The sequence below is a fragment of the Maribacter arcticus genome, assembly GCF_900167935.1.
GTDB classification, from domain to species: domain Bacteria; phylum Bacteroidota; class Bacteroidia; order Flavobacteriales; family Flavobacteriaceae; genus Maribacter; species Maribacter arcticus.
Genome location: NZ_FUYL01000014.1, coordinates 65,863 through 84,452 on the forward strand (window position 1 = coordinate 65,863; position 18,590 = coordinate 84,452).

The following is an 18,590-nucleotide window of genomic DNA, read 5'->3' on the forward strand; positions in this document are numbered from 1 at the left end:
AGTTAATAATAGAACTAAAGTTCACAAATAATTAAAATACTGAAATTTACATCTCTGTACTCAATAAGGCACAAAAAAGTTTAATACCATAAGCAATTTGACCAATTTTTAAGTTTTCATTTGGGCTATGTTGATTATTGTCTGGGTTCACCATTGGAACAATAAAAGCTGGAATTTTTAATTCATTTATAAATGGAGAAATTGGTACTGTACCGCCCATAATTCTTATTTGAACTGGTTTTTCGCCAAATTTGTTTTTCAATGTTTTTACGATTGAATTACCATAAGGGTTATTTAAATCTGTTCTAAAAGCATCGGTAACAGAGCCTTCTTGAACAGTAACGATATGGTCATACTTTAAACGCTCCTCTTTAGTAGGTACAGTATTCATTACATGATACCCTTGTTTTTTAATATGTTCTTTTACTAATGTTTTAAGGCGGTTACCATCAGATTCTGGTACTAATCTCAAATCTAACTCAGCTGTTGCGGTAGCAGGTACGATTGTTCTTGCTTGATCGCCGATCCATGCAGAACCTAAGCCTCTAATATTCAAAGAAGGGTATTGTAGTGATTCTTGATAAAAACTACCTACTTTTTCTGGAGTTGAAATGGCTAAATTAGAATTGATTTCTTCTGCATTATCGGGTACGCTTTTTAAGATTTCAAGAGTTGCCTCGTCTAAGGTAATTCCGTCATAATAACCCTTTATTAGAACTTTCCCTTCAGTATCTTTCATAGTCGCAAGTAGTTGAGCTAATTGAAACCCAGGGTTTGGTGCATAATTACCATAATGACCACTATGTTGAGGAATAATGGGGCCGTAAGTAGTTAATGAAAGTGTAGTTATGCCTCTACAGCCATAAACGATAGTAGGTTTTCCAGAAACATGAACAGGTCCGTCATTAATGACTAAGAAATCTGCTTTAAGTAAATCTTTATATGTTCGTACAGCTTTCGGTAATGGAGCGCTGCTTTTTTCCTCTTCACTATCTAAAATGACTTTTACATTATATGGGATGTCTACATTTTCTTTTCTGAGTATATCAATTGCATTTAAGAACATTACGATAGGGCCTTTGTCATCTGAGGTTGATCTACCAAAAAGGCGCCAATCATAATTAATATCATCAGATAAATCAGAAAATGGTTCCGTTTTCCAGCCATCCTCAGTTTTAGATTTTAAAACTACTTTGTATGGATCAGGTTGGTCCCATTTTGATGGGTCTACAGATTGTCCATCTAAATGCATATAAAATAAAATAGTAGGCTTGCTATCATCCATGGGTAATGCTGCAAAGAATAAGGGAAGACCTTCAGTATCTAAAATAGAACTATTGAATCCTCGTTCTGTAAACTTTTTTCTAAGCCAAAAAAGATTAGAATCTATATCATCTGCATTCAATGCATCATTTGGTATCGCTACAAAATCTCTCAATTCGGTTATAGCATTGGCAACCTTAGATTTTATTAGAACAGAGTCTTGTGAATAACTATAACAAAGAGATAAGAATAGTAGGTAAGAAAGAAATTTTTTCATGAATGTTCTTGTAGATATATTCTTTAAAAGTAATGAAAATGCAGTGAAATCTATTCAAAAATTGACTAGTACATATGTTAAGGTTCATAATATGATTGTCGAATTATTTTTAATGTCACATATACCCTCCAGACATGATCAGTATATTGTGTCTTGATGTTATATTTTAATCAATAAGGTAATTAAAACCGTAATTGAATAATCCCCAATCATCACCTAAAATGGGAGTGAGTACTACAAAAGAATAAGACTATTTACTAATTTTTGATTTGAAAAATTTCAGTACAATTAAACGAATAAGCAGTACAAATGGAAACCCATGTAATAACACATCAAACCAATCCATAAATCCCATTCCGTGTGCGCCTCCAATAATCCATTTTAACTTTCCATAAATATGAGGCTCAGGAAAAAAAGGTGCCATTCCCAAGGTTAGACATAACAGGAGTATCAATTTCCAATTGCTTGTGAATTCTTTCAAATCATCGTATTTTATTAATGAAATCGGCTATTTTGGTAATTCCATTTGCCGTCAAATGTTTAATAAAAGCTGAACCAATAATGGCACCTTTAGCAGTTTTAGTGGCTTGTTTAAAAGTTTCCGCGTCTTTAATACCAAACCCAACAATCTGTGTGTTTTTTAGATTCATTGCTGCAATACGCTCAAAATAATTTTCTTGCTCTTGCCCAAAACCAGATTTTGACCCCGTTACACTTGCCGAACTAACCATATAGATAAATCCGTCTGAAGCCTTGTCGATTTGGTGAATACGCTGATCACTAGTTTGCGGAGTAATTAAGAATATATTTAATAAGCCATATTTTTTGAATATCGCTTCATAATCCGATTGATACACATCTAAAGGTAAATCGGGCATAATTAAACCATCAATACCTATCTCATGACATTTTTTACAAAATGCTTCAACGCCATATTGTAGCATTGGGTTGAAATATCCCATAATAATCAAGGGAATAGAAACAGATTTTCTAATGGCTTTTAGCTGGTCAAAAAGTAGTTCGGTAGTCATACCGTTTTTTAAGGCATGGGTAGAACTTTCTTGAATTGTAGGGCCGTCTGCTAAAGGGTCACTAAAGGGTAAACCTATTTCAATCATATCTACACCGTTCTTCTCCAAATCTTGAATAATCTGAACAGTGTCATATAAAGATGGATACCCAGCTGTAAAATAGATGGAAAGAAGTTTCTTGTCTTCTTGTAATTTGCTTTTTATTCTATTGCTCATCTTATGCTAGCTTAAAATAATCTATATACGTGTTTAAATCTTTATCACCTCTTCCAGAAAGACTAATTACTACAACATCATCTTTCTTGAATTTTTTATGGGCAAAAATGGCAAATGCATGTCCCGTTTCAATGGCGGGTATGATTCCTTCTAACTGTGTTAATTCTAACCCTGCAGCCATAGCCTCATCATCGGTAGCTGAATAAAATTCTGCACGACCTGTTTTGAATAAATGCGAATGCATAGGTCCGACACCAGGGTAATCTAATCCTGCAGAAATAGAATAAGGCTCTGTAATTTGTCCGTCTGGAGTTTGCATTAACATGGTTTTGCAACCATGAATAACGCCTACTTTCCCTAAGGCCGATGTTGCAGCACTTTCTCCTGAATTCACGCCTTTACCAGCTGCCTCCACTGCGATAATACCAACTTCAGGCTCATGTAAAAAGTGATAATAGGTTCCAGCAGCATTACTGCCACCACCGATACAAGCAACTACATAATCAGGATTTTCACGACCTTCTTTTTCTTTTAATTGCCATTTTATTTCTTCGGATATAACAGACTGAAAACGTGTTACCATATCAGGGTAGGGGTGTGGCCCAATCGCAGAACCTATAATATAGTGCGTATCTACCGGATTGTTGATCCAATCTCTAATCGCTTCATTTGTAGCATCTTTAAGGGTTCTGCTTCCAGATTTTGCAGGTCTCACTTCTGCGCCCAACATTTTCATACGGGCAACATTTGGTGCTTGCCGTGCAATATCAATTTCACCCATGTACACAATACATTTCAGTCCCATTAAGGCACAAACAGTTGCAGTTGCTACCCCATGTTGGCCTGCACCTGTTTCAGCAATAATCCTCGTTTTACCCAGTTTTTGCGCCATTAGAATTTGACCAATGGTATTGTTTACTTTATGAGCACCTGTATGATTGAGGTCTTCTCGTTTAAGGTATATTTTACAACCGTGCTTTTCAGAAAGACGTTTGGCAAAATATAATGGAGATGGTCTGCCAACATAATCTTTTAATAGCTGGTTAAATTCTTTTTGAAAAGAATCCTCATACATTATTTTTAGATAGTTGGCACGCAGTTCCTCAACATTGGGATATAGCATTTCTGGAATAAAGGCACCGCCAAATTCCCCATAATATCCTTTTTCGTCAGCATTATAATTCATAGCGCTTTTTTAAATAGTTGTAATTCTTCAATTTTTTTTAATCCTGGTGTTGCTTCAAATTTACTGTTCACATCTATTGCATAGCAGTATTTAAATTCAGGTAATTTTATGAACTCGTTTATTTTATCAAGGTTATTTAACCCAATACCTCCGCTTAAAAAGTAAGGTTTGGTTGAAGGATAATTTTTTAAAATAGACCAATCAAAAGTATAGCCATTTCCACCGGGTAATTTTCCTTTGGTATCAAATAAATAGAAATCACATACTTTCTCGTACGGAATCAAAGCATTAAAATCGAACTCTTCTTTAATAGAAAAAACTTTAATGATATCTACTTTTTGATTTATATTTTTTAATTCCGCGGCTATTTTAGAGCAGTATTCTGGACTTTCATGACCGTGTAATTGTAAACCTTGTAACTGATGTTTCTTTACTTTTTCTATAATATAATCAGGCTCTGCATCAACAAAAACGCCTATTTTACTGATATTATGAGGAAGGTCAGGAATTTCACCTTCAAAGAATCTAGACGAATGTTCCCAAAAAATAAAACCAAGATAGTCTGGTCGCAATTGTGCAACTTCAACTGTATTAAGTTTCATTCCGCATATCTTCAATTTCATGATTCTATTTTAAATTTTGGATAAAGTCTATTGCACTTTGTCCTGGGTTATCGGTTTTCATGAAATTTTCTCCAATTAGAAATCCTTCATAACCATATTCCTTTAATTCTTTAATAGCCTTAATAGAACTAATGCCACTTTCTGAAACTTTCACAAAATCATCAGGTATCAATTGGGATAGTGACTTACTGGTATCGAGGCTTACTTCAAAAGTTTTTAGGTTACGGTTATTAACCCCTAACATATCTAAACTTGGCATAATCGATTTATGTAATTCTTCTTCATTATGTACTTCTAGCAGCACATCTAACCCTAAACTTTTAGCAAGCTCAGAAAAGTTTTTTATTTCTTGTTTCGTTAATACAGCAGCAATTAACAATATAACGTCAGCGCCATATGCTTTTGCTTCTATAATTTGGTATTCGTTGATAATAAATTCTTTACGAAGTAATGGTAGTTGAACCGACGCTCTTGCTAAAATTAAATCTTCAATAGAACCACCAAAATATTTTATGTCTGTAAGTACGCTCATACCGCAAACTCCGGCTTTTTCGTATCCCTTTGCTACTTGTCCAACATTTGCATTTTGATTAATAATTGCTTTGGAAGGAGACCTGCGTTTAAATTCAGAAATTATCCCCGTTTCACTTTGCTTCAACGCATGTGATAAAGAGGTTGTTTCTCTTCCAAAGAGTGCTGAAGCTTCATATTGTGATAAAGGAATAATCGATTTTTTTAAATCAACTTCTTTACGCTTATCCGCTACTATTTTATCTAGAATGTTCATTTTATTTCTTTCTGTCATTTCGAGGTACGAACCAATCTTTTGATTATTAAAACCTAAATAATCTTTTGATATGTCACATAAAGCTATTCGTAATGACGTTTTAATTTCTACTTAGTTCCTGTATTTTCTTTAATGCAACCAACCCTTTTCCACTTAGCAAAGATTCTTTAGCCCTTTCAAAACCTTGAAGAGGAGTTAACCCTTCTACTGTGGCTATAGCAATGCCAGCATTGGCGCAAACTACATTGTTTTGTGGCTCTGTACCTTTGCCTTGCAGCACATTTAAGAAAATTTGAGCTGACTCCTCTATAGAATCTCCACCAACAATATCTGATTGTTTTATTTGTTTCACACCAAAATCAGATGGTTTTAGCATACTTTCTGTGGTATTTGAAATGGTCTTGGTATTTCCTGTCAATGAGATTTCGTCATAGCCATCTAGTGCATGTAAAACGGTGAAATTCTTATCGGTTTTCTGATATAGGTACCCATACATACGAGCGAGTTCTAAATTGAATACACCCACCATTTGATTTTGAGGAAATGCCGGATTCACCATAGGTCCTAACATATTAAAGAACGTCTTCACGCCTAAATCTTTACGAATAGGTGCCACGTTTTTCATTGCTGGATGAAATAATGGTGCATGCAACACGCATATGCCAGCTTCATCGATACATTTTTCTAGGAAATCGGCTTGATTACTGAATTTAATGCCTAGAAACTCCATCACATTACTACTACCACATTTAGATGATACTCCGTAATTACCATGTTTGGTCACTTTCACTCCTGCGCCAGCTGTAACAAAAGATGCAAGTGTAGAAATATTAAACGTGTCTTTACCATCACCACCGGTACCACATAAATCAATTGGGTTATAAGCAGATAAATCTACGGCCAAACATAAGTCTAACAACGCATCTCTAAAGCCTTCTAGTTCTTCAATTGTAATGCTACGCATCATGTAAACCGTTAAAAAAGCAGCTATTTGACTTGTATTATAATCACCTTTCGCAATGTTGACCAAAATACATTTTGCGTCTTCCTTGGAGAGTATTTCGTGATTTATTAGTTTATTTAGTGTTTCTTTCATTTTCTTGATTGTATTAAGAATTTGGTGTTAAGTAAATAGCATTCGCCTATTACTTAGTGCTCTTTATTAAGCATTAGCATTTAACCAGTTCTCTAACATTTTTTTTCCATGCGGAGTTAATACCGACTCTGGGTGAAATTGTACGGCGCGAACATCATACGTTTTATGACGTAACGACATAATTTGACCGTTTTCATCAACTGATGTTACTTCTAAAACATCTGGCAATTCAGGATTAACTACCCAAGAATGATACCGACCCACTTCAATTTCATTTGGCATCCCTTTAAAAATTAAATCCTCTACTGTGATTTTAATTTTAGTTGCAATACCGTGATAAACTTCTTTTAAGTTTATAAGTGAACCACCGAAAACTTCTGCAATGGCTTGCTGCCCTAGGCAAACACCAAAAATACTTTTGGTGGGTGCATATGTTGCAATAATTTCCTTTAGTAGCCCAGCTTCATCTGGTATGCCAGGACCGGGTGATAGAACTATTTTATCAAAAGCGTCTACTTCTTCTAAAGTAAGTTGGTCATTTCGTTTTACAACGACTTCACAATCTAACTCCTCTAAATAATGAACAAGGTTGTAGGTAAAGCTGTCGTAATTATCTATAACTAGTATTTTCTTCATTTTAAATGTCTTCCGCTATTTCTAATGCTTTGGTTAAAGCACCTAATTTATTATAGGTTTCTTGTAACTCACTTTCTGGATTAGAAGCTGCTACAATACCCGCCCCTGCCTGATAATGAAGTTCATGGTTTTTACTAAGAAAGGTTCTAATCATAATTGCATGGTTGAAATTACCATTGAAATCCATAAAACCTATAGCGCCACCGTAGTAACCTCTGCTTGTTTTCTCATATTTTTCAATGAGCTGCATTGCCATATGCTTTGGTGCTCCACTTAAAGTACCTGCCGGAAAGGTGTCTGCAACTACTTTCATTGTAGAGATATCACTCTTTTTCATACCAGTTACTTTAGAAACCAAATGTATTACGTGGGAGAAAAACTGAACTTCTCGATAATTTTCTACTTGCACCACATTACCATTTCTGCTTAAGTCATTTCGAGCTAAATCTACTAACATTACATGCTCACTATTCTCCTTATCGTCAGCTTTTAATTCCTTAGCAAGTTCAGCATCTTGTTCGTCATTACCTGTTCTTTTAAAGGTGCCGGCAATTGGGTGTATTTCTGCTTTTCCATCACTAACAATTAATTGCGCTTCAGGAGAACTTCCGAATATTTTAAAATCTCCATAATCAAAATAGAATAAATATGGAGACGGATTTACCGATCGTAATGCTCTGTATACATTGAATTCATCACCTTTAAATCCTTGAGAAAACCTACGACTTAGTACCAGTTGAAAAACATCGCCACGTTGGCAGTGTTTTTTTGCCAAATCTACTTGTTCTCTAAATTCTTCGTCTTCTAAATTAGATTCTCTATCACCGTCTATCTTGAAATTATAGGTGGCAAAATTTCGTATGTTTAAGAGTTGCTCTAATTCTGGAATATTATTGTCTGCTTCATAACAATGTGCAAAAAGATAGGCTTCATTCTTAAAATGATTAATAGCAATAATATTTTGATACACCGCATAATAGATATCAGGTATTTGAATAGAGTCTTCTTTCACGGTTAAATTAACATCTTCAAAATACCGAACTGCATCATATGCCATGTACCCAAATAGTCCGTTGTTAATGAATTTAAAATCATTTTCATCTGCTTTGAATGCTTTACTAAAAGCATCAATGATTTCTACAACATTTGTTCCTTCATCAATTGAAAATTCTTCGGTGTTTCCATCTGGAAAATTTTTAGTAACCGTTTCGTTCTCAATTTTTATAGAAGCTATGGGGTTACAGCAGATATATGAGAAACTATTATCATTTGCGTGATAGTCACTACTCTCCAATAAAATACTATTTGGAAAACGATCTCTAATTTTCAAATAAACACTGACCGGAGTTAACGTGTCGGCAAGAATTTTTTTATGATATGTTTTAAATTGATAGGCCATAGGTACTTTTATAAAATAAGGAAGGCTTGTCGTGATGACAAGCCTTTATATAGTTTTACTACAATAATGCTATGCTCACGTTGTTATTCGCAAGTTATACCACCACCAAGTATTTACAATTAAATTTTCCATTGAGCCTCAAATATATAAAGGAATTTTAAACTTTCAAACTTTGTTTATATGAAAAATTTTAAATCCCTTTGAAAAATATCAAAGGGATTTAAAATTGTGTGTATTTATCTTATTTAATGCCTAAAACATAAATTCTTAAAGCGCTAAATCAACAACTAAATCGAACTCATCATATATAGCTTTGTCACCTAGGTCATCAAAGAAGCTTCCAGAACCGTATTTAATGTCATATTTAGTTCTATCAACCTTTATAGTAGCAGTTGCTTTATTCTCAAACATAGAAACTACAAGAGTTACAGGCTTTGAAATTCCTTTTATAGTTAAATCTCCAGTAACTGTGTATGAATTTTCATTCATGGGTTTTACAGAAGTGAAAACCAATTTAGAGTTAGGATTTGCATCTACACCAAAGAAATCAGCAGATTTTAAGTGACCTTCCAATTTTTCTTTTCCTTGACCAGCTGCTAAATCATTATTAGATAAAGTCGTCATATCTACTACAAATTCGCCGCCTATTAATTTCTTGCCTTTCATTTCTAAGAAACCCGATTTCAATTTAATTGAACCATTATGTTCTCCAGTAACTTTATAACCTTTCCAGGTAACGGTACTTTCGCTAACCTTTACTTGTTTCTTTTCACCTTCATTAGGCGTAGAGGCAGTTGCTGATAGTCCGAAAACTGCTACTAAAGCGATACTTAATATTGATTTTTTCATGTTTTTAATTTTAATTGTTTGTGTATTTATATATGTGTAATTATTTGTTTTTTTGAATATCGAACTTTTGGGTAATTTTGAGTTTCGTCGTTATCTGCTCGGTAGCCTACAGCTAAAACAACTGAAGCATTAAGATTTTTATCATTAAGACCTAGTATTTCATTGTATTGTGCTTTGTCGAAACCTTCCATGGGGCAAGTATCTATCTCCATTTCAGCTGCAATAGTCATAAGATTACCTAGCGCGATATAGGTTTGATCAGAAGTCCAAGATTTTTTTTGTTCATCTGGAAGACCTAAAAGTGCACCTTTCATCATTTGCGAGTAGCCTTCAACATCTTTTTTTGTAACACCACGTGTTTCAATTATATTATCGATATAGTTGTCTACTAAACTATCATCAAAAGTAGGTTTATTGGCAAGAACCAAAAGGTATGAAGCATCGGTTATTTGAGATTGATTCCAAGAAGCCTTTCTTAATTTAGATCTTACTTCACTATCTTCTATAACGAAAAAATGGTATGGTTGTAAACCGTATGATGATGCGCTCAATCTTGCTGCGTCTAATAAAATATTCAAATCTTCTTTGCTTACTTTTTTAGAATTATCAAATACTTTTGTGGCATAGCGCCAATTTAATTTGTCTAGAACGTTTTTCATTTATCTTTAAACTTAAAATTTATTTAATAGTGTATTTAATTCGTGTAATTCAGTTTCATTAAAATTCTCAAGTATTTTCTTTTCTGTTTCAAAAAGTATACCATCAATTTGTTCTAAAATCTTAATTCCTTCTTTTGTTATTTGAATTTCTATTTTTCTTCTATTTTGTTTACATATGTTTCTGCTTACAAAACCCTTTAAAAGTAACTTATCGACTAGCCTAGTTGTGTTGCTCATTTTAGAAACCATACGTTCATTTATAGTTGAAAGATTCGCAGGGTTTCCTTTTTGACCTCTTAGTATGCTTAAAACATTAAATTGTTGAATTGATATTTCATAAGGTTTCAAGCAGGTTGATACTTCTTCGTCAATTTTATTCATTACTAAAGACAAATGAATTATTGTCCGCTTATGTAACGGTATTTTAATATTCGTTTTAATAATGTCTTCAACATTCATGTATGTACAATATTTGTATATACAAATGTATATGTTATTTTGAAAACCACAAGGTTTAGAGGATTAATTTTTTGTTAAAATTTGACGATCATTTTATTTAAATAAAAATCGATTATTTTTACAGTATAATTTTTATACTATGGCAGATTTATCACAACAAGAATGGGAAGAGCAACTAGAAAAGGATTCTAATGCTGTAATACTAGATGTTAGAACAGAAGAAGAAATAGAAGAAGGTATAATTCCTAATTCTATCAATTTAGATATCTATAAAGGACAAGAGTTCATTGAAGAACTTGAAAAATTAGACAAGTCGAAAAACTATTATGTTTATTGTAGGTCGGGAAATAGAAGCGGACAAGCTTGTGCTATAATGAAAAGCATAGGGATTGACAATGCTTTTAACCTTCAAGGGGGATTTATGAATTGGGAGGGAGAGACCGCTTAATTTTAATTTCTTTAAAAAATTACACCCGCTTTATAGCGGGTTTTTTATTTTTATAGAATGAGGGAAGATTTGCTTCATTTTGTGTGGATGTACAGAAAGTACCCTATTAATATACTTGAAACCACTTCTGGTGAAAGTGTTATAGTAGAGTCGACCGGTGTTCACAATCATTTAAGTGGTCCAGACTTTTTTAACGCGAAGGTTGAACTGAATGGTCAATTATGGGCAGGTAACGTAGAAATTCATATAAAATCGTCAGATTGGTATGCGCATAAACATCAAGAAGATAAAAATTACGATAACGTAATACTACACGTTGTTTGGGATGATGATGTTTCGGTGTTCAGAAAAGATGGTACGCAAATACCGACATTATCGTTAAAACAATATATTTCTTTAGAGCTTTTAGAAACCTATCAATCGCTTTTTGATTCAAGAAATTATAAATTTATTAATTGCGAAAAGGAATTCAACGAGGTAGAGGATTTTTTGAGAAATAATTGGTTAGATCGGCTTTTTATAGAAAGATTAGAGGAAAAATCTGTATTCATAAATCAATTACTTGAGTCTAGTAATAACGATTGGGAGCAGGTCTTATTTTTAATGCTATTAAAAACCTTTGGGTCTAATATAAATAAGGACGTATTTGTTGAATTGGGGAAAACTATTGATTTTTCAATAATTAGAAAGCTTCATGAAAAACCTTTAGAATTAGAGAGTTTATTTCTTGGGCAAGCAAGATTATTAGATGATGAACAAGAGGTTGATGTTCATTATAAGTCTTTAAAGAGGGAGTATGCATTCTTAAAACATAAGTATCAATTAAACCAGCCTTATAAAACCCCAGAATTTTTTAGACTCAGACCATCTAATTTCCCAACAATTAGATTGGCACAATTGAGCGCTATATATTCTACGAACAATAATCTTTTTCATTTACTAATTGAAAAAGATCAGCCTAACATTTCTAAGATATTCAATTTAGGAACCAGTGAGTTTTGGGAGACTCACTATAACTTTGGGAAAACATCGAAAAAGAGTGTCAAAAAAATTTCAAACTCATTTTTAGATTTGCTGATGATCAATACTATTATTCCTTTAAAGTTTTGTTATCAACAATATCAGGGTAATGAAAATAATGATTCGTTGCTTAAAATGATGATGTCAATCAAAAAAGAAGAAAATAGTATAGTCGCTAATTTTAGAAAATTGGATGTCTCGATTAAAGACGCGAAAGAGTCACAATCATATATTCAATTATATAATGAATATTGTGTTAAAGACAAATGCTTAGAATGTGCTATAGGTGCATCTTTAATAAATATAAAAGTCTAATTTTATGCCCAATGAATGTATTCTATAAATTATTGTTATACTTTCAAAAAAGAGGGTTTGAGGTATGTGGTAGAATTGCTGAACGTTTAGGAATAAGAGCACGAGTGGTTCGAACCTCCTTTATTTATCTAACCTTTGTTACGGTGGGTTTTGGTTTTGCGCTCTATCTTTTTTTGGCTTTTTGGCTTAGAATCAAAGATTTAATTTATACTAAACGAAACTCAGTTTTTGATTTGTAATCTATGATACAATTATTTCGGTCTAAAATTTATTTAGCACTAGCCTTAATGCTTATGGCATTAACATTTGGGGTGCTCGGGTATCGATTTATAGCAGACTACTCTTGGGTAGATGCATTTTACATGACCATAATTACGGTCACTACAGTAGGTTTTTCAGAGGTGCGGCCAATGGGTCCAGAAGGCAAGATTTTCACAATAGTACTTATTGTCACCAGTGTTTTTATATTTGGTTTTGCAATTTCTGTCATAACAGAATATTTAATCAGTAGAAACTCATTACAATTATTAAAAAAGAAAAAAATGAAGAATATCATCGAAAATTTGAATCAGCATGTAGTCGTTTGTGGGTTTGGAAGAAATGGTATGCAAGCCGCTGAAAAATTAAAAGCATATAAGAAGCCATTTGTAGTTATTGAAAAAGATAAAGAGGTAATTGAACGTTTTAGCGAAGACATTTTATTTATTGAAGGTGATGCAAATGATGACGATGTGCTTTTAGAAGCAGGTATAGAGAGAGCTCAATATTTAATTGCTACACTACCCGATGATGCTGCAAACCTTTTTGTTGTTTTATCGGCAAGGCAATTGAAAAAAGACCTCTTTATTATAAGTAGGGCATCTTTAGTGAATTCTCAAAAGAAGCTATTCTTGGCAGGTGCCGATAAGGTGATAATGCCAGATAAAATAGGTGGAGATCATATGGCGTCTTTGGTGGTAATGCCAGACCTTATCACATTTATGGATAAGCTTTCTATGGAGGGCGAGAATACAACCAATTTAGAGGAGGTGGCAATTGAAGATTTCTCGAATCAAATAGAATGTAATTCATTGCGGGATTTAGACTTAAGAAGAAAAACCGGCTGCACAATAATAGGGTACATATCACCAGATGGCAAGTATACTATAAATCCGGAAGCGGATTTGCAATTGCAGCCAAAGAGTAAGGTAATTGTATTAGGTAGGCCCGAACAAATTAAAAAACTTAACAAAATGTTTCATATCGAATAATAATTTTTATCGCTCTTATATTTGATTGCATCCATTATTTTTAGGATATTGCTAGATTAACTAACTAAATCAAAATAAATTTCAAACTTATGAAGTATAAACTTCTAACTCTATTAACATTGTTACTGCCGTTTATAACCATTGCTCAAGAAAAAGGTTTAGATGAAATAGTAAATGATGCTTTTATGCCTTTCGCAACTTGGTGGGAAGCTACAGTTTTGACCCCAGTAACAATTGCGGGTTACAATATTCCAATCGTATTAATATTGTTAATTGTAGGCGCTACCTTTTTTACGATTTATTTTAAATTTCCGGGTATCACTAAATTTCCAATGGCATTAAATGTTGTGAGAGGAAAATATGAGGAAATTGAAAAGTATGGCCTTGAAAAGGTTCAATTACATATGACCGAAGATGGTGATATACCCGATACGATAAGAGATGAGAGTGAAGAAGGGGAGGTTAGCCATTTTCAAGCATTGGCTACCGCAGTTTCTGGGACAGTAGGTTTAGGTAATATCGCAGGTGTAGCAGTTGCAATCGCATTAGGCGGTCCTGGTGCTACATTTTGGATGGTCGTTTGTGGTCTTATTGGTATGTCTACAAAATTCGTAGAATGTACGTTAGGGGTTAAATATAGAGATGTTGGACCGGATGGAACTGTTTACGGTGGACCAATGTATTATTTGTCAAAGGGACTAAGCGAAAACAACATGAAGGTTTTGGGTAAAATTCTTGCCGGAATCTTTGCCGTATTGTGTGTAGGAGCTTCTTTTGGTGGTGGTAATGCATTTCAATCTAACCAAGCTGCAGTGCAGTTGACATCAATGTTCAATCTCGAAGGTGGTGCTACGGGTGTCATCATAGGTGTAATCCTTGCTGTATTAGTGGGTATTGTAATTATCGGGGGAATTAAAAAAATAGCAAGTGTTACTGAAAAGATTGTTCCATTTATGGCCGGTATATACGTGTTGGCATCATTGGTGATTATTTTTGCTAACATAAAATATATAGGTGATGCTTTTGTTATGATTTACGATGGCGCTTTTTCTCCAGATGCTGCAATAGGAGGTATCGTCGGTGTAATTATTGTAGGTTTTCAAAGAGCTGCATTCTCGAATGAGGCAGGTGCAGGTTCCGCTGCAATTGCTCACTCAGCTGTTAAAACAAGATATCCTGCAAGTGAAGGTATCGTGGCTTTATTAGAGCCTTTTATAGATACAGTGGTTATTTGTACCATGACAGCTTTGGTTATTATATTCTTTAATATGGATGCCGGTGCATTTGATTATGGTAACGGTATTGGTAGTACGGTACTTTTAAATGATACAGGAGCTTATGTTGGTGGTGTAGATTTAACGTCTATGGCTTATGACTCTGTAATACCAGGCTTTAGATATGTACTTACGATAGCAATTATATTATTTGCCTTTTCAACAATGATTTCTTGGTCTTATTATGGGCTTCAATCATGGAAATATTTATTTGGTAGAGGTAAGGTTGCAGATATCGTTTATAAAGTATTGTTCTTGATGTTTGTTGTAATTGGTGCTGCGGCAACTTTAGATGCGGTAATTAAGTTTTCTGATGCAATGATTTTAGCGTTGGTTTTTCCAAATATGATTGGTTTACTTATTCTTTTTCCAAAAGTGAAGAAAAGTTTAGAAAGATATTTAACGGCAATCAAAAAGGTATATTAATAGTCTGACTTTGAGAAATTTAAAATCCCACTTCAAGTTCAATAAACAAGAACGAAGTGGGATTTTCTTTTTAATACTTTTCCTTATAATTATTCATGTAGGGTATTTTGTGTATGATTCGTATCAAATAAATGAGAAATATCCATTAAATATAAATAGTGACTTTCAGGTTAGAATTGATTCACTAAAAAATGTATCGTTGAAGAATGATACTATAAAAATTTATCCTTTTAATCCAAATTTCATATCCGACTTTAAAGGATATACATTAGGTATGTCAACTGATGAGATTGATAAATTACATAATTTTAGAAAGACTAATAAATTCGTGAATTCGGCTGAACAATTCCAAAAAGTTACAAGCATTTCAGATTCATTACTACAAGTTATTTCTCCTTATTTCAAATTTCCAGAATGGACTACAAAGCAGAAATATAAACAAGTTAATCTGAGCAGTGTAAAAAATGTTGATGCAACTTCTGGGATTGTTGCTTGGGAAGATTTGAATACAGCAACTGCTGAGAAATTAAGGGTTATTAATGGAGTTGGAGAGAAGCTATCAGCGAGAATTATAAAATTTAGAAATAGATTGGGCGGTTTTTTGGTAGACGACCAATTATTCGAAGTTTATTATTTAGATGAAGAAGTCGCTAGACGTATATTAAAAAAGTTTAAGGTAATCAGTAAGCCTAATATTGTCAAAATTAATATTAATACAGCAACAGCTTATGAGTTGTCTAAATTGATATATATTCAAAAAGAGGTAGCTGAGCGTATAGTAAATTATCGTAATCTCAACGGAAGTATCAAATCATTGAACGAATTATTAAAAATAGAAGAATTTCCCGCAGAGCGAATTGATAGAATTAATTTATATTTGTCACTATAAAAAAAATGCTATGCAAAGTATGTACTTCAGTGAAGAACATCAATTATTTAGGGAGAGCCTAAAGGATTTTTTACAAAAAGAAGTTGTTCCTCATATAGAGAAATGGGAGGAGACAGGTACTATCGAAAGGTTCATATGGAAGAAATTCGGAGATATGGGTTATTTCGGTTTAGCCACCCCAGAAGAAGATGGAGGTTTAGGTCTTGATCTTTTTTATACCGTAGTCTTGTTAGAAGAATTACAAAAGGTTAATTCCGGTGGTTTTGCTGCCGCAATTTGGGCACATGCTTATTTGGCAATGACCCATCTTAATAAAGAAGCAGATTCTTTTGTTAAAGAAAAATATTTAAGACCTAGTGTTAATGGTGATAAAATAGGATGTCTTTGTGTCTCAGAACCTTTTGGGGGTAGTGATGTTGCTGCAATGCGCACAACTGCTGTAAGAGATGGAGATTTTTATATTTTAAACGGCTCAAAGACTTTTATAACAAATGGTGTTTATGCTGACTATATGATTATAGCTGCTAAGACTGCACCAGAATTGGGTAATAAAGGAATAAGCATTTTTGTGGTTGACAGACATAGTAATGGAGTTACTGCGAATAAATTGAACAAGCTAGGCTGGCGCGCATCTGATACTGCAGAGCTCGCTTTTGATAATGTGAAGATTCCTGTAGAGAACCTTATGGGTGATGAGAATATGGGCTTTTCATATATTATGGAGCACTTTTCTTTAGAGCGATTGATAATGGGTGTAAATGCTCATGCTAGATCAGAACATGTTTTAGAGTATGCTCTAAAGTATATGTCTGAAAGAGAAGCCTTTGGTAAATCGATAAATAAATTTCAGGCCCTACGACATAGGGTTGCAGATATGTATGGTGATATTGATATGTGTAAAGAATATAATTATTCAGTTGCATATCGTTTAGATAAGGGTCAGTATGTTGTTAAAGAGGCTACGATATCAAAATTGAAATCTACTAAGGTTGCTGATAAGGTTGCTTATGAATGTTTACAGTTTTTGGGTGGTTATGGTTATATAGAAGATTACCCAATGGCGCGTAACTTTAGAGATAGTAGACTTGGACCTATAGGTGGGGGGACATCAGAAATACTTAGAGAGATTATCGCTAAGATGGTCATTGATAAAAAAGAGTATAAGCCTGCTACAGTTTAATATTAGTAAAATTAGTTTTTAAAAATTCGATTATAGGTTGCCTAAATGAATATAGTTGTTATATTTGCACCCTTAATCATAAAGAGAGGAGGTTTAGCCCATGTTAATAATACCAGTAAAAGAAGGAGAAAACATCGATAGAGCTTTAAAACGTTTCAAACGTAAGTTCGATAAAACAGGTACAATGAGACAGTTACGTAAGCGTCAACAGTTCAATAAGCCATCAGTCGTTCGAAGAGCACAGATTCAAAAAGCAGAATACATTCAAGGTCTTAGAGATCAAGAAGAAATCTAGACTTTGTAATAGAGAATAAAAAATCCCGCTAATTGCGGGATTTTTTTTTGCATTAATCTCAAGTCATATAAAACTTTTGATACCTTTAGAATATGTTATTATCTGAATTCATTTCGTATCTATCCTTAGAGAAAAACTATTCTAAACATACGGTAAAAGCATATGAAAATGATATCCTTGAATTCAGTCATTTTTGTAATGTACAGTATGATTTTGATGATATTGATAATGTAGATTATAGCTTAATCCGTTTTTGGATTGTTAATTTGTCTGAAAGAGAGATGAATAATCGTTCAATTAACAGAAAAATTTCATCACTAAAGTCTTATTTTAAGTTTCTTCAAAAAATAGGTTCATTAGATGTAAATCCACTAGTAAAGCATAAAGCCTTAAAAACATCAAAAAAAATAGAAATACCGTTTTCAGAGTTAGAAATGCAGAATGTGCTTTCAGTAATTGAGTATAGTGATGATTTTGAAGGTATTAGAGATGAGTTGTTGATCCATGTTTTATATACTACAGGTATGCGTAGGGCAGAGTTGTTAGAGTTGAAGTTGTCTGACGTAGATTTTGAAACCATGACCATCAAAGTGTTGGGTAAGCGAAATAAGGAACGATTTATACCAATGTTGCCAGAAACAAAGAAAAAGTTTGAATCTTATTTTTTAAAACGAATGGAGTTAATTGAGATAAAAGATGCAAGCTATATATTCCTCACGCAGTCGGGCAATAAAATGTATGAAACTCTTGTTTATAGATTAATAAACAAGTATTTTAGAGTAGTTTCCTCAAAGGTGAAGACCAGTCCACATATTCTAAGGCATACCTTTGCTACACACCTCTTGAATAAAGGAGCTGACTTAAATGCTGTAAAGGAATTATTAGGGCATTCAAGTTTGGCTTCAACGCAAGTTTATACGCATAATAGTATTGCTGAATTGAAAAAAGTGCATTCTAAGGCTCATCCAAGGGGAAATAAACTATAATTGTATAATCAGGCTAGTTTCTTTAG

Annotated in this window: 21 protein-coding genes; 9 read left to right on the plus strand and 12 right to left on the minus strand. The window is 33.5% G+C overall.

From position 1 onward, the window contains the following. Positions 1-46: 46 nt before the first annotated feature. The 12 genes from B5X55_RS18225 to B5X55_RS18280 form a co-directional block, all read right to left on the minus strand. Complete coding sequence (locus B5X55_RS18225) at positions 47-1,540, minus strand: M20/M25/M40 family metallo-hydrolase (RefSeq protein ID WP_079514597.1); 1,494 nt, start codon at positions 1,538-1,540, stop codon at positions 47-49. Positions 1,541-1,790: 250 nt separating this feature from the next. Further along, entirely contained in the window at positions 1,791-2,021 is a 231-nt protein-coding gene (locus B5X55_RS18230; protein WP_079514599.1) for a hypothetical protein, read from the minus strand. 1 nt (position 2,022) lies between these two features. Then, positions 2,023-2,787: a tryptophan synthase subunit alpha gene (trpA, locus tag B5X55_RS18235; protein WP_079514601.1), complete on the minus strand. Its 765-nt coding sequence runs from the start codon at positions 2,785-2,787 to the stop codon at positions 2,023-2,025. Between the two features lies 1 nt (position 2,788). Continuing rightward, positions 2,789-3,973, minus strand: coding sequence for a tryptophan synthase subunit beta (trpB, locus tag B5X55_RS18240; RefSeq protein ID WP_079514603.1), 1,185 nt, complete (start codon positions 3,971-3,973; stop codon positions 2,789-2,791). After that, a complete protein-coding gene (locus tag B5X55_RS18245) occupies positions 3,970-4,596 on the minus strand; it encodes a phosphoribosylanthranilate isomerase (RefSeq protein ID WP_079514605.1) in 627 nt (208 codons plus the stop codon). The genes trpB and B5X55_RS18245 overlap by 4 nt, the downstream gene beginning before the upstream one ends. A gap of 4 nt (positions 4,597-4,600) precedes the next feature. Continuing rightward, the gene (gene trpC, locus B5X55_RS18250) at positions 4,601-5,383 is read right to left on the minus strand and encodes an indole-3-glycerol phosphate synthase TrpC (RefSeq protein WP_079514667.1); all 783 of its coding nucleotides are present in this window, start codon (positions 5,381-5,383) and stop codon (positions 4,601-4,603) included. 100 nt (positions 5,384-5,483) lie between these two features. Next, positions 5,484-6,479, minus strand: coding sequence for an anthranilate phosphoribosyltransferase (gene trpD / locus B5X55_RS18255; protein ID WP_079514607.1), 996 nt, complete (start codon positions 6,477-6,479; stop codon positions 5,484-5,486). 66 nt (positions 6,480-6,545) lie between these two features. Beyond that, positions 6,546-7,115, minus strand: coding sequence for an anthranilate synthase component II (locus B5X55_RS18260; RefSeq protein ID WP_079514609.1), 570 nt, complete (start codon positions 7,113-7,115; stop codon positions 6,546-6,548). A 1-nt stretch (position 7,116) separates the two neighbouring features. Continuing rightward, positions 7,117-8,514, minus strand: coding sequence for an anthranilate synthase component I family protein (locus B5X55_RS18265; RefSeq protein WP_079514611.1), 1,398 nt, complete (start codon positions 8,512-8,514; stop codon positions 7,117-7,119). A gap of 267 nt (positions 8,515-8,781) precedes the next feature. Continuing rightward, on the minus strand, positions 8,782-9,363 hold the full coding sequence (locus B5X55_RS18270) for a YceI family protein (RefSeq protein ID WP_200811637.1): 582 nt from the start codon (positions 9,361-9,363) through the stop codon (positions 8,782-8,784). A gap of 26 nt (positions 9,364-9,389) precedes the next feature. Next, positions 9,390-10,022, minus strand: coding sequence for an NAD(P)H-dependent oxidoreductase (locus B5X55_RS18275; protein ID WP_079514615.1), 633 nt, complete (start codon positions 10,020-10,022; stop codon positions 9,390-9,392). 12 nt (positions 10,023-10,034) lie between these two features. Further along, positions 10,035-10,481, minus strand: coding sequence for a MarR family winged helix-turn-helix transcriptional regulator (locus B5X55_RS18280; protein ID WP_079514617.1), 447 nt, complete (start codon positions 10,479-10,481; stop codon positions 10,035-10,037). Between the two features lie 139 nt (positions 10,482-10,620). Here B5X55_RS18280 and B5X55_RS18285 point away from each other — a divergent pair, with 139 nt between their 5' ends. The 9 genes from B5X55_RS18285 (at position 10,621) to B5X55_RS18325 (ending at position 18,564) form a co-directional block, all read left to right on the plus strand. Then, positions 10,621-10,929, plus strand: coding sequence for a rhodanese-like domain-containing protein (locus tag B5X55_RS18285; protein ID WP_079514619.1), 309 nt, complete (start codon positions 10,621-10,623; stop codon positions 10,927-10,929). 57 nt (positions 10,930-10,986) lie between these two features. Continuing rightward, entirely contained in the window at positions 10,987-12,264 is a 1,278-nt protein-coding gene (locus B5X55_RS18290; RefSeq protein ID WP_079514621.1) for a DUF2851 family protein, read from the plus strand. 11 nt (positions 12,265-12,275) lie between these two features. After that, the gene (locus tag B5X55_RS18295; RefSeq protein WP_027067864.1) at positions 12,276-12,503 is read left to right on the plus strand and encodes a PspC domain-containing protein; all 228 of its coding nucleotides are present in this window, start codon (positions 12,276-12,278) and stop codon (positions 12,501-12,503) included. 3 nt (positions 12,504-12,506) lie between these two features. Next, the gene (locus tag B5X55_RS18300; protein WP_079514623.1) at positions 12,507-13,514 is read left to right on the plus strand and encodes a potassium channel family protein; all 1,008 of its coding nucleotides are present in this window, start codon (positions 12,507-12,509) and stop codon (positions 13,512-13,514) included. Positions 13,515-13,603: 89 nt separating this feature from the next. Further along, a complete protein-coding gene (locus B5X55_RS18305; RefSeq protein WP_079514625.1) occupies positions 13,604-15,214 on the plus strand; it encodes an alanine/glycine:cation symporter family protein in 1,611 nt (536 codons plus the stop codon). Positions 15,215-15,224: 10 nt separating this feature from the next. After that, positions 15,225-16,103 carry a ComEA family DNA-binding protein gene (locus B5X55_RS18310; RefSeq protein ID WP_079514627.1) on the plus strand — a complete coding sequence of 293 codons (879 nt, stop codon included), beginning with the start codon at positions 15,225-15,227 and terminating at the stop codon, positions 16,101-16,103. Between the two features lie 10 nt (positions 16,104-16,113). Continuing rightward, the gene (locus tag B5X55_RS18315; protein WP_079514669.1) at positions 16,114-17,283 is read left to right on the plus strand and encodes an acyl-CoA dehydrogenase family protein; all 1,170 of its coding nucleotides are present in this window, start codon (positions 16,114-16,116) and stop codon (positions 17,281-17,283) included. A gap of 100 nt (positions 17,284-17,383) precedes the next feature. Next, positions 17,384-17,578, plus strand: coding sequence for a 30S ribosomal protein S21 (gene rpsU / locus B5X55_RS18320; protein WP_027067859.1), 195 nt, complete (start codon positions 17,384-17,386; stop codon positions 17,576-17,578). Positions 17,579-17,670: 92 nt separating this feature from the next. After that, a complete protein-coding gene (locus B5X55_RS18325; protein ID WP_079514629.1) occupies positions 17,671-18,564 on the plus strand; it encodes a tyrosine-type recombinase/integrase in 894 nt (297 codons plus the stop codon). The last annotated feature ends 26 nt before the right edge of the window (positions 18,565-18,590 follow it).

What these genes read in the sequence shown, in the direction of transcription:
- B5X55_RS18305 (WP_079514625.1), top strand. Translation starts at nt 13,604, where the DNA reads ATGAAGTATAAACTTCTAACTCTATTAACATTGTTACTGCCGTTTATA.
- B5X55_RS18290 (WP_079514621.1), top strand. Translation starts at nt 10,987, where the DNA reads ATGAGGGAAGATTTGCTTCATTTTGTGTGGATGTACAGAAAGTACCCT.
- B5X55_RS18260 (WP_079514609.1), bottom strand. Translation starts at nt 7,115, where the DNA reads ATGAAGAAAATACTAGTTATAGATAATTACGACAGCTTTACCTACAAC.
- B5X55_RS18325 (WP_079514629.1), top strand. Translation starts at nt 17,671, where the DNA reads ATGTTATTATCTGAATTCATTTCGTATCTATCCTTAGAGAAAAACTAT.
- B5X55_RS18280 (WP_079514617.1), bottom strand. Translation starts at nt 10,481, where the DNA reads ATGAATGTTGAAGACATTATTAAAACGAATATTAAAATACCGTTACAT.
- B5X55_RS18225 (WP_079514597.1), bottom strand. Translation starts at nt 1,540, where the DNA reads ATGAAAAAATTTCTTTCTTACCTACTATTCTTATCTCTTTGTTATAGT.
- B5X55_RS18275 (WP_079514615.1), bottom strand. Translation starts at nt 10,022, where the DNA reads ATGAAAAACGTTCTAGACAAATTAAATTGGCGCTATGCCACAAAAGTA.
- trpC (WP_079514667.1), bottom strand. Translation starts at nt 5,383, where the DNA reads ATGAACATTCTAGATAAAATAGTAGCGGATAAGCGTAAAGAAGTTGAT.
- B5X55_RS18265 (WP_079514611.1), bottom strand. Translation starts at nt 8,514, where the DNA reads ATGGCCTATCAATTTAAAACATATCATAAAAAAATTCTTGCCGACACG.
- B5X55_RS18295 (WP_027067864.1), top strand. Translation starts at nt 12,276, where the DNA reads ATGAATGTATTCTATAAATTATTGTTATACTTTCAAAAAAGAGGGTTT.
- B5X55_RS18245 (WP_079514605.1), bottom strand. Translation starts at nt 4,596, where the DNA reads ATGAAATTGAAGATATGCGGAATGAAACTTAATACAGTTGAAGTTGCA.
- B5X55_RS18315 (WP_079514669.1), top strand. Translation starts at nt 16,114, where the DNA reads ATGCAAAGTATGTACTTCAGTGAAGAACATCAATTATTTAGGGAGAGC.
- B5X55_RS18270 (WP_200811637.1), bottom strand. Translation starts at nt 9,363, where the DNA reads ATGAAAAAATCAATATTAAGTATCGCTTTAGTAGCAGTTTTCGGACTA.
- trpD (WP_079514607.1), bottom strand. Translation starts at nt 6,479, where the DNA reads ATGAAAGAAACACTAAATAAACTAATAAATCACGAAATACTCTCCAAG.
- B5X55_RS18300 (WP_079514623.1), top strand. Translation starts at nt 12,507, where the DNA reads ATGATACAATTATTTCGGTCTAAAATTTATTTAGCACTAGCCTTAATG.
- B5X55_RS18285 (WP_079514619.1), top strand. Translation starts at nt 10,621, where the DNA reads ATGGCAGATTTATCACAACAAGAATGGGAAGAGCAACTAGAAAAGGAT.
- trpA (WP_079514601.1), bottom strand. Translation starts at nt 2,787, where the DNA reads ATGAGCAATAGAATAAAAAGCAAATTACAAGAAGACAAGAAACTTCTT.
- rpsU (WP_027067859.1), top strand. Translation starts at nt 17,384, where the DNA reads ATGTTAATAATACCAGTAAAAGAAGGAGAAAACATCGATAGAGCTTTA.
- trpB (WP_079514603.1), bottom strand. Translation starts at nt 3,973, where the DNA reads ATGAATTATAATGCTGACGAAAAAGGATATTATGGGGAATTTGGCGGT.